The 14,331-nt window shown below is 33.9% G+C and carries 16 protein-coding genes and 1 tRNA gene; 9 read left to right on the top strand and 8 right to left on the bottom strand.

Annotation, left to right across the window (positions count from 1 at the left end):
• Positions 1–204: 204 nt before the first annotated feature.
• On the bottom strand, positions 205–513 hold the full coding sequence (locus LB100_RS02445; RefSeq protein WP_264720257.1) for a histidine phosphotransferase family protein: 309 nt from the start codon (positions 511–513) through the stop codon (positions 205–207).
• A gap of 41 nt (positions 514–554) precedes the next feature.
• Positions 555–830 (bottom strand): hypothetical protein, encoded by a 276-nt coding sequence (locus LB100_RS02440; protein ID WP_319803431.1) that lies wholly within the window; start codon positions 828–830, stop codon positions 555–557.
• Positions 831–967: 137 nt separating this feature from the next.
• On the opposite strand from LB100_RS02440, the gene purM reads away from it, so the two are divergent.
• Positions 968–2,005 (top strand): phosphoribosylformylglycinamidine cyclo-ligase, encoded by a 1,038-nt coding sequence (purM, locus tag LB100_RS02435; protein WP_264719810.1) that lies wholly within the window; start codon positions 968–970, stop codon positions 2,003–2,005.
• On the opposite strand, the gene purC is transcribed toward purM, so the two are convergent.
• Positions 2,002–2,724, bottom strand: coding sequence for a phosphoribosylaminoimidazolesuccinocarboxamide synthase (purC, locus tag LB100_RS02430; protein ID WP_264719809.1), 723 nt, complete (start codon positions 2,722–2,724; stop codon positions 2,002–2,004). The genes purM and purC overlap by 4 nt on opposite strands.
• 74 nt (positions 2,725–2,798) lie before the next feature.
• On the opposite strand from purC, the gene trmD reads away from it, so the two are divergent.
• The 4 genes from trmD (at position 2,799) to LB100_RS02410 (ending at position 6,169) form a co-directional block, all read left to right on the top strand.
• Positions 2,799–3,497 (top strand): tRNA (guanosine(37)-N1)-methyltransferase TrmD, encoded by a 699-nt coding sequence (gene trmD, locus LB100_RS02425; RefSeq protein WP_063630865.1) that lies wholly within the window; start codon positions 2,799–2,801, stop codon positions 3,495–3,497.
• Positions 3,494–3,871, top strand: coding sequence for a 50S ribosomal protein L19 (gene rplS / locus LB100_RS02420; RefSeq protein ID WP_456201293.1), 378 nt, complete (start codon positions 3,494–3,496; stop codon positions 3,869–3,871). The genes trmD and rplS overlap by 4 nt, the downstream gene beginning before the upstream one ends.
• A gap of 253 nt (positions 3,872–4,124) precedes the next feature.
• The gene (locus LB100_RS02415) at positions 4,125–5,375 is read left to right on the top strand and encodes a PstA family ABC transporter permease (RefSeq protein WP_264330701.1); all 1,251 of its coding nucleotides are present in this window, start codon (positions 4,125–4,127) and stop codon (positions 5,373–5,375) included.
• Positions 5,372–6,169, top strand: coding sequence for a phosphoribosylformylglycinamidine synthase subunit PurQ (locus LB100_RS02410; protein ID WP_456201291.1), 798 nt, complete (start codon positions 5,372–5,374; stop codon positions 6,167–6,169). The genes LB100_RS02415 and LB100_RS02410 overlap by 4 nt, the downstream gene beginning before the upstream one ends.
• Positions 6,170–6,282: 113 nt before the next feature.
• Here LB100_RS02410 and pdxH read toward each other — a convergent pair whose 3' ends face one another.
• The 3 genes from pdxH to LB100_RS02395 are packed head-to-tail and all read right to left on the bottom strand — an operon-like array spanning position 6,283 to position 7,946.
• Positions 6,283–6,876 (bottom strand): pyridoxamine 5'-phosphate oxidase, encoded by a 594-nt coding sequence (pdxH, locus tag LB100_RS02405; RefSeq protein WP_456201289.1) that lies wholly within the window; start codon positions 6,874–6,876, stop codon positions 6,283–6,285.
• Between the two features lie 15 nt (positions 6,877–6,891).
• Positions 6,892–7,707, bottom strand: coding sequence for a bifunctional DNA-formamidopyrimidine glycosylase/DNA-(apurinic or apyrimidinic site) lyase (gene mutM / locus LB100_RS02400; RefSeq protein ID WP_029237631.1), 816 nt, complete (start codon positions 7,705–7,707; stop codon positions 6,892–6,894).
• 17 nt (positions 7,708–7,724) lie between these two features.
• Positions 7,725–7,946 carry a hypothetical protein gene (locus LB100_RS02395; RefSeq protein WP_236080327.1) on the bottom strand — a complete coding sequence of 74 codons (222 nt, stop codon included), beginning with the start codon at positions 7,944–7,946 and terminating at the stop codon, positions 7,725–7,727.
• A 19-nt stretch (positions 7,947–7,965) separates the two neighbouring features.
• On the opposite strand from LB100_RS02395, the gene LB100_RS02390 reads away from it, so the two are divergent.
• Positions 7,966–8,038, top strand: a tRNA-Thr gene (locus LB100_RS02390).
• Between the two features lie 66 nt (positions 8,039–8,104).
• Complete coding sequence (locus LB100_RS02385) at positions 8,105–8,269, top strand: hypothetical protein (RefSeq protein WP_241653867.1); 165 nt, start codon at positions 8,105–8,107, stop codon at positions 8,267–8,269.
• Positions 8,270–8,879: 610 nt separating this feature from the next.
• Here the strand turns inward: LB100_RS02385 and LB100_RS02380 are convergent.
• Together LB100_RS02380 and LB100_RS02375 are read right to left on the bottom strand one after the other, a co-directional pair.
• Entirely contained in the window at positions 8,880–10,397 is a 1,518-nt protein-coding gene (locus LB100_RS02380) for an acyl-CoA carboxylase subunit beta (RefSeq protein ID WP_456201288.1), read from the bottom strand.
• Positions 10,398–10,592: 195 nt separating this feature from the next.
• Complete coding sequence (locus LB100_RS02375; RefSeq protein ID WP_456201286.1) at positions 10,593–11,612, bottom strand: hypothetical protein; 1,020 nt, start codon at positions 11,610–11,612, stop codon at positions 10,593–10,595.
• Between the two features lie 143 nt (positions 11,613–11,755).
• Here LB100_RS02375 and der point away from each other — a divergent pair, with 143 nt between their 5' ends.
• Together der and LB100_RS02365 are read left to right on the top strand one after the other, a co-directional pair.
• Positions 11,756–13,081, top strand: a complete 1,326-nt coding sequence (der, locus tag LB100_RS02370; protein ID WP_456201285.1) for a ribosome biogenesis GTPase Der — start codon at positions 11,756–11,758, stop codon at positions 13,079–13,081.
• A gap of 132 nt (positions 13,082–13,213) precedes the next feature.
• Positions 13,214–14,269: a hypothetical protein gene (locus tag LB100_RS02365; protein WP_456201284.1), complete on the top strand. Its 1,056-nt coding sequence runs from the start codon at positions 13,214–13,216 to the stop codon at positions 14,267–14,269.
• The last annotated feature ends 62 nt before the right edge of the window (positions 14,270–14,331 follow it).

Below are 14,331 nucleotides of genomic sequence, written 5' to 3'. Positions count from 1 at the left end.
GGTTTGACACAGTTTATTTAACACTCCCTTTTATTGGTACAAAGTTATAAAAATTAGTTGTTTAAGTATTTTTAGCAATCTGTAACTTTCAAAAAGAAATTAACTACAGATTTTATGTCTAGGTTACTCCACAAAGTTTTTTCTTTCCTTATCCAAGATTGAAATTTATAGTATTGATTCCTTTTTATGAAATATGAAGCCATTTCAAGCTATAGTTAAGCCTATATTCAGTGAATTACTTTCACAAATACAATTGATTTTAGTGTTATAATGCTCTAACAATAAAGAAGTCATATAGATACTAATGTTTTTTGTGTCCAAAGGAATATCATTTTTTTTTGTTAACTTGCTCACTAATGATGTGCTTATTGATCTATGTTCATTTTCTACTTTTATAGTTAGTAGTGTTTTATCTTCTGTTTTAGCCAGCAAAATAGACACTAATTCAATTTGTGCTACTGCACTGACTATAGTTATCACCATATTGGAGATTATCTTATTTATTCTTTCAATTAAGTCTTCTGTAGGGCATTCACTTATCTTCCACTTAAGCTTTACTTTTTTTTTAATAGATAATTTTCTATATTGGATTTAGTCTTATCAAAGCTGCTATTATCTGATGAACGAGAATACGCTTGCTTCATAACTTTATATTTATATATTAAATCATTAGAGCTTTCTTCAAGTAGTGATGTTATTTCTTTTAGCATATTAGGATTGTTTTCTTCAAGCTCTTCCAATCCACCCACTATTCCTTGCATAGAATTAGCAAAATCATGAAGAATTCGTCCTGATAGGCATTCTGTTATTAACATTATGTTTTTATTCATTGGATAAAAGTATAAATGATTTAAGTTAACCCTATATTGGTAGGCACGTAGTAGTCAATTTAAGAGAAAGTTTCGTTGCGCTTTTTGTGTCAAAGCATTAATGTAGTATTAATAATTATAAGATTTATGAAGGCGTTATGAATACTTATGCTAAATCTGGAATAGACCTTAAACTATATAATGAACTAATAAAAAAAGTTAAACCTATTATTGAAAAGACTAAAGGAGAAGAAGTAATTAGTGAAGTAGGATCATTTTCCGCATTGTTTGACTTTTCTTCGCTGAGTAAGAAATACGACCATCCAGTACTTGTTTCCTCAACTGATGGAGTGGGCACAAAACTATTAATAGCTCAAGAGGTGAATAAGCATGATACTATAGGTATAGACTTAGTTGCAATGTGTGTAAATGATTTACTTGCACAAGGAGCAACACCTTTATTTTTCCTTGATTACTTTGCAACAGGCGTTTTAAACAAAAACGTTTTATTGTCTGTAATCCAGGGCATTGCAGAAGGATGCAAGGAATCTAAAATAGCATTAGTTGGTGGAGAAACTGCAGAAATGCCTGGAATGTATGGTAACAATCACTATGACCTTGCAGGGTTTGTGGTTGGTGTTGTTGATCGAAAGCAAATTCTTCCAAATTGTAGTATAATGAAAGCAGGTGACTGTGTAGTTGGTTTAGAATCAAATGGAATTCACTCAAATGGATTTTCTTTGGTGCGCCATATTTTCAAAAGCTTAGGTATAAATTATAACGACTCATCTCCATGGAATAATAAATCTTGGGGTGAAATATTACTTAAGCCAACAAAGATATATGTTGATTCTTTGTTGCCTATTATGCAAAAGGTAAAAGGCATTGCGCATATAACAGGTGGCGGGTTAATAGACAATATTCCAAGAATTCTCTCAGGAAATTTATTTGTAGACATAAATATTAATTCTTGGAAATGGCCAGATATATTTTTATGGCTGAAAGAAGAAGGCAAAATAGAAAAGAGAGAAATGTTAAAAACATTTAATTGCGGCATAGGTATAGTACTGATTGTAGATCCCGATAATATGAAGGATGTGGAAAGCCATTTCCAAAAGCGTGGAGAAAAAATTGAGATTATTGGAAAACTTGATGAAGCATGTCAGCCTCCACTTGATAGAGTAGTATTTAGTTAGTCTAACTTTACCGACAGTCTTTTTGCAACTTCTGAGTATGCTTCCTTTAAGTTTCCTAGATTTAAACGGAAAACATCTTTGTCTAGCTTTTTATGAGTATTTTTATCCCATAGCCTACAATTATCAGGGCTGATTTCATCGGCTAAAATGATTTTAGTGCTGTTGTTTATCAATTTGCCAAATTCTAACTTGAGATCAACTAAATATATATTTGCATTTGAAAATAGGTCGACTAAGATTTTGTTGATCTTTAAAGTTGTAGTTTTAACTTCTTCCATTTCTTTATGGGATAACCAACCAAAATATAGTATGTGATTTTCATTCACCATTGGGTCGGCTAGGTCATCATTTTTGTAAAAAAACTCGATTACAGGAGATGTAAGTGCCTCACCTTCTTTGATATTAAAACGTTTGCAAAAGCTGCCAGCTGCAATATTTCTAACCACTACCTCAAGAGGTATTATCTTGAGCTTTTTGACTAGCTGTTCTCTTTCGTTTAGAGCTTTTATAAAGTGCGTGCTAATTCCTGCTTCTTCAAGCTTTTCCATGATAAAAGCACTAACATGATTATTAATTATTCCTTTGCCCTCAATAATTTCATATTTTTCCTTATTGAATGCTGTAACATCATCTTTAAAGTACTGTATAACAGTTGATGAGTCTTCAGTTTCAATAATGACTTTGGCTTTACCTTCGTATATCGTTTTATTCAGTGGCATATTTAATTTAACTATGTATCATATCAATTTACTGTTCTTAGAGTATAGCCCCAAATAACTTAAAATAAACCTTAATGGCGTTCAATGTTACAATATTAACCATATTTCCAGAAATGTTCCCCGGATTTTTGAACTATTCTCTTGCTGGAAGAGCGTTGGAAAAAAAAATATGGAATCTTGAAATAGTAAATATTCGTTCTTTTGCTAAAGATAAACATTCAACTGTGGATGATGTTCCATATGGAGGTGGAGCAGGGATGGTTATGCGCCCAGATGTGATTGGTAATGCAGTTGATAATGTGCTTTCTGCTCATAAAAATACTAGATTTATTTATATGACTCCATCTGGTACAAAATTTAATCAGAGAATTGCAAAGGAGTTAACAGAAATTCCTCATGTAACAATATTGTGTGGTCGATTTGAAGGTGTTGACCAAAGAGTAATTGATGTGTATACTCCTTATGAGTTAAGTATTGGAGATTATATACTTTCGGGAGGTGAGCCAGCTGCGATGGTGGTTCTTGATGCATGTATTAGGCTTCTTCCAGGTGTAGTAAATAATTTCGATAGCGTTGCTGAAGAAAGTTTTAGTTATAGTGGTGGTATGCTTGAATATCCTCAATATACTAGGCCTGAGCAGTGGAGTAGGTACAAAGTTCCTGAGGTTCTGTTGTCTGGCAATCACAGAAAAATAAGTGATTGGAGAAGGGAACAGTCATACGTTAGAACAAAGGAACGTCGACCTGAATTGTTGAATGGAGATGATAAATGACAAACTTGCTTGAAAAATTTAACGAACAACAAATACAAAGATTAGCCAAAGAGATGCCGGTTTTTTGTCCTGGCGATGATTTGAAGGTCACTTTTAAGGTAGTTGATAGTACGAGTGAGCGTATACAGATATTTGAGGGCGTATGTATATCAAAAAGAAATCGTGGATTACACTCTTCTTTTTCAGTTAGAAAGGTAAGTCATGGAGAAAGTATAGTATCACAATTTTTTGTTTACTCTCCTGCATTAATTTCAGTACAAGTGATGAGAAAGGGAAAGGTCCGTAGAGCAAAATTATATTATCTGTGCAAGCTATTTGGAAAAGCTGCAAGGATCAAAGAACGTACTACTTATGTTAAAAAAAAATCTAAGTAGATACAATAGGGAGTGATGTCAATTGTATCATCTCAAAACCCTCTTTTATTATCCCAATGTGTGACGCACAACTGTACTTTGCCTCCCGCTGTGGTGTCATCCCAATGTTTGACACTGGGATCCAGATTCTCCTTTTGGTTTGTGCTTTCATGAGAAATATAAAAATTATTTGCAGGCAAAGCCTGCCAGATCTCAGTGTCAAGCACTGGAAAAAGGGGAAAGTTTTTTCAAATCCTCATGTAAAGAAAAGTAAATGAGTATAAAGAAAAACTTTCTTAAGTTACTTCAATCTAAGCGCGTACATGCTCGTGTAAAAAGAAAAAATAAAAAGAACAGAGCGTTACGCTTTTGTTCTTTCACGGCACTAGTTATCTCACTTGGCTGTCCTGTGTGTATATTGTTGAGTATATTAGTTAACTCTTACAGTGCTTTAACAGTAACGAAAATTTTATTGCCAGTTGAAATAAATGCTGATCTTATTTTAACTAATAATCCTGGTGATTTACGATATAAGTCCATTGGCTTACTCAACAATTCTTTACGTAAGGTGTTTGAAGGAACTGATTTTAAAGACGGTGACGAAATTTTAAGTCGTAATTCTTACAAAGAACTAGAGAAATTTTTTCGTAAGAGAGTAAAAAATAGTGGTGAATATGAGATCTGGTTTACCGCGTCAAGTATAATTAATTCAATAAATAAAGATAAACATTTGAATGATCGTTATGCTAAATTACTTGATTGGCTAAAAGAAAAGGGGAGAGTGAAAAAATTTTTTAATAAGTCTTTATTCCTTAAATCTGACTCTCGTGAACCTGAGAATGCAGGGATTTTAGGGGCATTTATCGGTTCATTAATGACAATTATAGTATGCTTAGCGTTGGCATTGCCAATAGGAATTATGTCAGGTATCTGTCTTTATGAATTTATGCCTAGAAATAGGCTAATAACCAGTATTGTAGAAATTAGCATGAATAACCTTGCTGCAGTGCCTTCGATAATATTTGGTGTGGTAGGACTGACTCTCTACTTGGGCATATTTGGGTTACCTCGTTCTTCACCGCTTGTTGGCGGGATGACTCTTTCATTTATGATGCTGCCTAATATTATTATTGCAACAAAAAATGCCTTTACAAACGTTCCTATTGCAATAAAAGATGCAGCGTTTGCGCTAGGTGCACCTCACATCAAGGTGATATTGGATCACTCTTTACCGATTGCGTTACCAAGGATAATACATGGTGCAGTGCTTGCAATTGCAAGGATTTTAGGCGAATCTTCCCCTTTACTTATGATAGGCATGGTAGCATTTATTGCTGATACACCTACATCCTTCTTCGATCCGGCAACTGTTTTACCTGTACAAATATACATATGGTCAAGTAGTCCTGAAATTGCATTTATTGAGCTTGCTGCCATTGCAATTATAGCTTTATTGTTAATGCTATTTGCTTTGAATTTAATAGCAAATTTTGTAAAAAGAAAGTTTGAGTTTTTTGATTCATGAAAATTATTATTTTATCTGGTTATGGCTTGAATTGTGAAAAAGAAACTGCATTTGCATTTATGGAATGCAGCAGAAAGCTTGGTATTAATAATATTGAAGTAAAAATCGTTCACATTAATGAAGTTATAAGTAATTCAGATGAACTAAAATCAAGTAATATACTTGCAATTCCAGGAGGTTTTTCTTACGGTGATGACACTGGTGCTGGCAATGCATTTGCTTTGCGTATAAAAAACAACTTGTTAGACGAATTTCAAAATTTCTTATCTCAGGATAAGCTTATTATAGGGATATGTAATGGTTGCCAGATATTAGTAAAGTTAGTTCCAGAATTCTCTAATCTAGCTTTAACCTCTAATGATATAGGTAATTACCAATGTCGTTGGATTAGAGTGAGAGTTAATCCGCAGAGTAATTCTGTTTGGCTACGGGGCCTGAGTGAACTATATCTCCCTATTGCTCATGGGGAAGGCAAATTTTTTATGGATCAAGATACTTTGAATCAATTGATTGAAAATAATTCCGTTGCACTGCGTTACGTTGATGAAAATGGTGACTATGCAAATTTACAATTTCCTTACAATCCAAACGGATCTATATACGACCTGGCAGCTTTGTCAGACAAAAGTGGTAGAGTTTTAGCTTTAATGCCTCACCCAGAGAGAGGAATATTTTTTACTCAGCAGGACAACTGGCCTCTTGAAAAAGAAAAATGTAAACGTTCAGGAGTGGCTATGCCAAAATATGGTGATGGAATGCTCATATTTGAGAATGCACTAAAATATTTTGCGTAAGTATTACAATACGTTACATACAACAAGTTTTTAAACCATAAAAAGTTACTTGATCAGGTCCTGTTATGACAATAAATCCTTATCTTTGATCTGCAGAGTAGCTTTCTCTAACGTTAGGGATATAATTGTTCCACTTTCCAATTGCTTTTCTCAACAAGAGTATATCTAAATCTAGTGTGTCTCCTATATTCACCTTCTTGCCAAAATTCAATTACCTTTGGGATTACGCAAAATCCCACCCAAAAGTCAGGACGAGAAACTTGTGTATTGTGAAATTCTTTCTCTTTCAATTCTATAGCCTGCTCAAAATCTTGCCAATTTTTCAGAACTCTTGATTGTTTTGAGCACCACGCGCTAATTTGACTATCGCGTGCTCGAGAAGAGAAATATTCGTCAGCCTTTTTGCCGCTTAGAAGCCTAACTTCTCCTTCAATTCGTACTTGTCTAGAAAATTCTGTCCAATGAAATACGAGTGCAGCTTTGGGGTTCTCAGTCAATTCTTTTCCTTTTCTACTGTTTACGTTAGTAAAGAACACAAAACCTTCCTTACTATATTCCTTTAGTAATACCACTCTTGCAGATGGAACGCAGTCTTTGCTACACGTTGCTAGCGTCATTGCAGTTGACTCTTTACACGGAAAATTAAGTACTTCTTGATACCACTTTGAAAACAAATCAAAAGGATCTTTTTCAGGTAAGAGTGTCATATGCAAAAATAAAATTTAATTCTGACATGCATTGCAAAAATAAGTGCTACGACCATTTTGTCGTATAAGTGTTATGATATTGTTGCAGATTCTGCAAGGTTTTTGCACTTTACCATATACGTAAAAGTTATTTTGAAAGTATCCAGCAGATCCAGATGGTTGTGCATAATCTTTCAGTGTTGAACCACCAGCAGCAATTGCATCACTCAGAGTATTTTTTATTTCGATAGCAAGTTTTTCGCACTCTATATATGTTAAATCTTGCGCTAGCCTAAGTGGTGATATGCGAGCTCTAAATAAGCTCTCAGAAGCATATATGTTACCTACGCCAACTATTAGCTTATTATTCATTAATACTGATTTGATATTTGCTTTTCTGTTCTTTAGCAACTTCTGTAAATAATGTCCGTCAAATTCATCTGTGAGGGGTTCTATTCCTAGGTTATTAAAAAAATTTAGTTCTTGCTCTCTGTTTAAAACAATCACTAATCCAAACCTTCTTGGGTCATTAAAGATTAGTGAAGTGTTGTCAGAAAATAAGAATATCACATGATCATGTTTGTTCTGTGCTTGATTGTCTTCAGCATATATAAGCTTTCCGCTCATGCCGAGGTGTATGATTACAGCCATACTAGCATCTATATTCGAGATTATATATTTACCTCTACGCTTGATATCATTTATAACTTTGCCCTTTAGCAAATCATCAATATTTTTTGTTATTGGTACACGCAAATTACAATTATTGACTGTCACATTGCTTATTTTCTTATTTTTGATTTTATCAAATAAGAAGTTAGAGATGACTTCCACTTCTGGCAGCTCCGGCATGATACCTCCTTAAAAACTTAAGTTTCTGATGGTAATTTTGTCGTTAAAGCTTCCTCAAATATGTTTGGGTATTCTGCGGCGCTTTCTCCTAAAAATTCCTCACCACAAACAAATTTTGAAAGGGGTCTGCTTTGTCTACTCTGTTGCTGTTTTTTTCTTTTTAGAATATTTTGCTTTAAAGCTTTTGCCAATCTTTTTCTCTCTTCTTCTTTTTCCTTATTTTTTTTCATGTTATTCATTATCATAATACGTGAACTTGCCGTTGTAGCTCAGGTGGTAGAGTACGTCATTGGTAATGACGAGGTCCCAAGTTCGAATCTTGGTAACGGCACACTGAATTATATTCATGTTATTGTAGACGTAAAGTAATTAATAAGGTTTAAGGTAGGAGCAATAAATGGTAGAAAATGTAGTTATAGATTTATCGCACTGGAAGCAGGATATAGATTTTAAGTTAGCGAAAGAAGATGGGATATTAGTCTTAAAAGACAGGAAAAACAACTTATTGGATAAGTATAGCCCTTCCCATAATACAAAGACAACTTTTGTATATCTTTGTTAGTAGTTAGTATCTTACTTATATACTCTCACTTGAAGTCTTTTTCACAATTACTGATGAGTATCTTTACTTAAAATCAACTACAAAGTTAAAAGAACAAGGTTATAGAGGTTTTCTATATTCTTATCAATAGCGCTGTTACTACAGTAATAACACTAAGAATAACTATAAGTTTCTTTGAATGATAGTTGAATTTTGATAAAAATTTTGAGACTGTAAAAACCGCAGGTACCAGTTGGTTTTTATTAGCTAAAGTAAAGGTCAAGTATCTGGAATTCTGAACATAAAATCCCCCTGTGAAAAAAAAAAGATTAGAAAAAAATGCAGTGCACATACGACAGAAATTAAGTATGTGTGTATGCACCCACATACGCTGAAGAGGATACGCTACACTTTTTTATGAGTTTAATAAAAAAGTCTGCAGACAAAGATAAATTTTTGAGCTCTAAAAGTATCTCTAATTGTCATTATAATCAGACTTAAAATATGCGGAAGTAATTTTTAGCTAAGGTAAGAATATATTGTAGAAAAAAGAACCCAAAAGTTAGCGTTATTGGTAATCCAACTTGGTGTAACGGCACTGTAGACCTTACAATAAAGACTGAGAGGAAAGTTACAAAGGAAGATTATCATGCTTCTTCCATATCCTTTCTACTTTCTTGTTTTTAAGCAGCTCTAGTGCTTTGTGAAAGTGATGCCTTGTTTTACTTGGCACTATAATGTCATCAATGTATCCATGTGATGCAGCAAAAAATGGATTAGCAAATTTCTCTTTATATTCTTTGATTAATGTTTGCTGGTCTTTTTCATGCCTAAATATAATTTCAACTGCACTTTCAGGGCCCATTACAGCTATCTCAGCGGTTGGCCAAGCATAATTTATATCACCTTTTAAATGCTTTGAGTTCATAACAATATATGCACCACCATACGCTTTTCTAGTGATAAGGCTAATTTTCGGCACGGTCGCTTCAGCGTAAGCGTAAAGCAGTTTCGCTCCGTGTTGTATTATATTATTGTATTCTTGATTCGTGCCAGGTAAAAACCCTGGAACATCAATAAGTGTGATGATGGGAATGTTAAATGCGTCACAAAATCTTACAAACCTCGCAGCTTTTCTTGAAGAGTCAATATCTAAGCATCCTGCAAGGTGCATAGGTTGATTTGCAACAACACCAATAGTATTTCCTCCAATTCTGCCAAAGCCAATTATGATGTTACGAGCAAAATCGGGCTTTAGTTCAAAAAATTTCCTTTCATCACACACCTTTTCAATGAGTTCATACATATCATAAGGAGTGTTAGGATTGGTAGGAACTAGAGTGTTCAAAGATTCATCAACATCATCAATTAAGTTGCAGATTGGTACAGATTTCGTTGACTCTTGATTATTTACTGGTAAAAAGGTAAGGAATTCACGGATTCTCAGCAGCATTTCAACATCGTTATTGAACGCAAAATCTGCTACTCCTGTTTTGCTTGTATGAATTTTTGCTCCACCAAGATCTTCGTGGCTTACATCTTCATAGGTAACTTTTTTCACTACATCTGGTCCGGTTATAAACATGTATGAGCTATTTTTTACCATGAAAATAAAATCGGTTAGCGCTGGAGAGTAAACTGCACCGCCAGCACATGGGCCCATGATTAGAGAGATTTGTGGTATAACTCCGGATGCATTTACATTTCTTTGAAAAATTTCTCCGTAACCAGCAAGGGAATTTACTCCCTCCTGAATTCTGGCTCCACCAGAGTCATTTAGTCCGATAATTGGAATCCTGGCATTAATTGCCATATCCATAATTTTGCATATTTTTTTTGCATGTAATGCGCCAAGCGATCCACCAAAGACAGTGAAATCCTGAGAATAAACAAAAACTTTTCTGCCATAAATAGTACCATGGCCAATTACAACTCCATCACCTAGGAAATTAGCATTTTGCATGCCAAAATCAGTTGCGTGATGTTTCACAAACTTATCATACTCTTGAAATGAATTTTCATCGAGCAATATACTCAGCCTTTCTCTAGCGGTTAGCTTTCCTTTTTCATGTTGCTTGTTAACTCTATCAGGACCTCCTCCTTTTTCGGCTTCTAATGTTTTAGTTTCTAGTATTTGAAAGTCTTGCATATCAAGGAAAGTAATTTTTCATTAATTATACATTACTTTTTTGCAGTGTCTATTTTAACATAAACACCTTCTTAAGATCTAACGAAATTGATGAAACTACACGCATTCACTGCAACTGTCACAAACAGATTTATAGTCTAGCATTTTTAACGCTAAGCGATTGTACACTGTTAAACAGTGTACATGCTTTATCTATCAGTTTACTGTTAGAACTTCCTGAGAATGCTGAGATGCATTAGTATCGTCTAGAGTAGAAGAAGGCGCATTGCTTTTTGTTTGCACAAAGCTTTTGGCAGCTTTGATGACCTTGCTTATACGAGGCTCTTTTTCTAGCTCTTCACAATGCTTTGAGAAGATTTCACAGCTTTTATCATCCATATGTACCATTATACTGCCAAAAACCTCAGCTTTTTCAGAGAATAAAATCATTTCAAGCTTTTCATCACCTACTTTAAAGGTCATTTTTATTTTGCCTTTTACATCATGATACTGTCCGTTTCGTATTTTTATTGTGTTACCTTCACCAACCTTTAATATTCCTTCTAAATTTTGAAATTCTGAGTTGTTCAAAAGTTTTGCAGGATTTACAATACTTTTTTCTGAGTATTTTACACAGTAAAATACATTATCTTTTTCTACTATAACTCTGTCTTTTTCACCATGATCAATACTTTCGCTTACAATCTTCTTTAGATTTGATAAGTAGTCTTCACGTTTTTTCAATACATTTTCTGGTAAGAATTTCATAAACTCTTTGCTTACATAATTACCTTTTGAGGCTAGATCATGCACTTCTGATAAAACAGTCTCTAGTTTACGTTTGCCGTCCTCATTAATGTTTGCGTCATTATTTTTGAGATGGTGAAGCTTCTTTATCATGAAATCTAGTATTGATCCATCTCCTCTGCTTACATAAACTGGTGCGCTAAACATGATCTTTTTTTGCTTCGAATCTTTTATAGATTTTAAAAACCCCTCTGCCATGTTTTCTACAGCCACAGTTATAGGTTTATCTGATGCTATGTTATATTCAAACTCCACTGTATATATCTTACGCAACTCAGCAAAGATGTCGTCTGCCATCTTTTCATCAACATGCTCATGTATTGCTAAGGTTGGTGTAAACTTTTCCCCAAATCTTTGTGAATTTTTTTTTAATACACTCTCGTGTAACTTTTGTTGTTCTAATTCTAAACTTTGTACTTGCTCGGACACGAACATAACCATCCTCCAATTTTACATAATAAACTTAAGATAAAATATCCTAATTTTAGGATGGGTATATAATCTATCAAGTCAATAGTTAAATTAAAAAATTTTGATTATAATTTACTATTTATAAAATACGCTCTTAAACTATGCTGAAAATAGTCATAATAGGCCTTCCAAATGCAGGCAAGTCAACTCTTTTTAATAGGTTGGTGAGAAGAAAAGCAGCGGTGGTTAGTGACATTCCAGGAGTAACGAGAGATAGGCGTGAAGGAATTGGAAGAATTAGTGATTTAGAGTTTAAAGTTATAGATACAGGAGGATGGAATGAACAAACCAGTTTTTCACTACAAGTTATTGAACAAATAGAGCTTTCTTTATTAAGCGCAGATGTAATTTTTTTTCTTGTTGATGCAAGAGTGCAAAATGAGCAGAACAAAGAGTTTGCAAAGTGGCTGAAGAGAAAAACGAACAAACCTGTAATACTAATAGCAAACAAATGCGAAAGTCATAAATCGGAAAACGTTGATTATTTGCAGTTCTTCAACTTCATAGGTCCGGTCTACATCTCAGCCGAACATAATCTTGGTATGATTGATCTTTATGATGCATTAGCTAGTGTTATTGAAGGTCTTAGCGAAGGCACTGAGCTGCCTGAAAGTGAGTCCATTAGACTGAGGATTGCAATCATCGGTCGCCCAAACGTTGGAAAATCAACTTTTTTAAACAGTTTACTTGCAGAAAATAGACTAATAGTAAGCTCAGAACCCGGTACCACGCGTGACTCTGTGGATATTTCATACGACCATAATGGGAAATTAATCACTCTCATCGACACTGCGGGAATCCGCAGAAAGGCAAATGTTGTTGATAACTTAGAATCAAGATTTGTTGAAAAAAGTATAGAGTCAATAAAGCGCTCTCATGTAGTGATTTTAATGTTAGATTCCTTGCTTGGCATTGAGCAGCAGGATTTATCAATTGCTGAAGCTGCAATTAAAGGGGGGAAGGGAATTATCATTGTTTTAAATAAGTGGGATTTAATAGGTAAGGATGACAGAAGTAAGTTAATAAAATTTGTCAAACAACAGGAAGTGACTCGGTTATTTTTGGAAGTGCCAACTGTAACAATTTCTGCATTGAAAGGTATGCGCTGTGGTGATGTGATAGATAAGTGTCTTGAAGTGAGTGAATCCTTAAACAAGAAGATCAGCACTGCAAAACTGAATAATTGGCTAATAGATGCCGTGGAAAAACATTCTCACCCACTTATAAAAGGTAGAGCAATTAAAATGAAGTATATTGCTCAAATTGGCACCAAACCTCCAGCTTTTTCTTTGGTATGCAACGTCCCGGAAAGTGTTGATGAGAGTTATAAACGTTATTTGACTAATGGTCTTAGAAAAAACTTCTTTGTTGAAGGTGTACCAGTTAGATTGCTTTTGAAAAAGAATAAAAACCCCTATGTAAAGTAGATAATCTTGTTTTACTAATAATATACTTTTTTATCTTAGTAATATTATTAATAAGTAAATAATATTACTTAAATAAGTAGTTGATAAATTAATATTATATAGTAAAGTATTAACTTATTTAGTACTTTTGCTATGAATTATAAAGGACAAGATTTAAGGCCTGGATCTCCACATACTTTCACGGTTGATACACCTTTAGTATTTCAGTGGCTTCCAAAAAGATATGGATACCCGATTCCAGAAAAATATTTGGAAAGATTGAGCAATTGGGCAAAAAGGGAAGATACGCGTGTAGTGAAATTAGTAATAAATGGATCTGGTTTTACTCCTGAGCAACGCAAAGAGTTGGAGAATAAAATATCAAACAGAAAATTTAACCCAAACAAAAATATAGAACTTATAGATTTTAATGAGCTGGATTTAGGAGAGTATGAATTCAGCTTTCACTTACAACCAAATAAGAAAACAGAACTATCTAAATGTCCTTTATACAATGTATCTCAATATTTCAAAGATCTATACTCTATTCCAGAAAGTAAAAGATTATCTTTTGATGTTGAGATAGACAGTATGCGTATATTTATGTTGTTAGCACTGAAGTCTCCTATGATCTATTTTGATTTTGATATCTTACCTAAAGAAGATAAGAAAGTTGGTGAGATTCAGGCTGTGCATGGCTTTTTGGTTGCTGAAAATGACAGAAAAGGTTATGACTATGATGGTATAGCAAGTATTGAAAATGCTATCATTGCTCTAAGCGATGCTGGTAGAGTAAAAATTATGGAAATTTACAATGAAGTAAAGAATAAGTTTCAAAAAGATTATCCTTTGTTTAAGTTATCAGAACATGAGATTTACAAAATTATGGAAGAGATAGTATATTTCACTCTTTCTAATGACGTTCTTCTTCTTATATCTAGCTATCAAGATTCTAACAAACGTTACAATAGACGTTTGGAAGAAGCAAGATTGCTTATGCAAGAAACATTTGGGTTTAAAACCAATGGAGGAGAAGTTGATATTCAATATGACAATAGCTGGACGAAAAACAAGGATGAATTGTATACCAAAGAAGAAATTGCAAAAATAGATAGTGATACTAGAGTTGCAACTGATATGAAAGGGCTGATTACTGAACCAATATACAATGGCGAGCATATGTATAGAGGTGTAAAAGTAGTAACATAGTACTTAGTGTTCTATCGTTACATGAAACGTTGTCAAACAAGAGTTGACTCTTCACAGATATT

Source organism: Wolbachia endosymbiont of Protocalliphora sialia (genome assembly GCF_053891855.1).
This window is presented reverse-complemented; position numbering and strand designations above follow the sequence as displayed.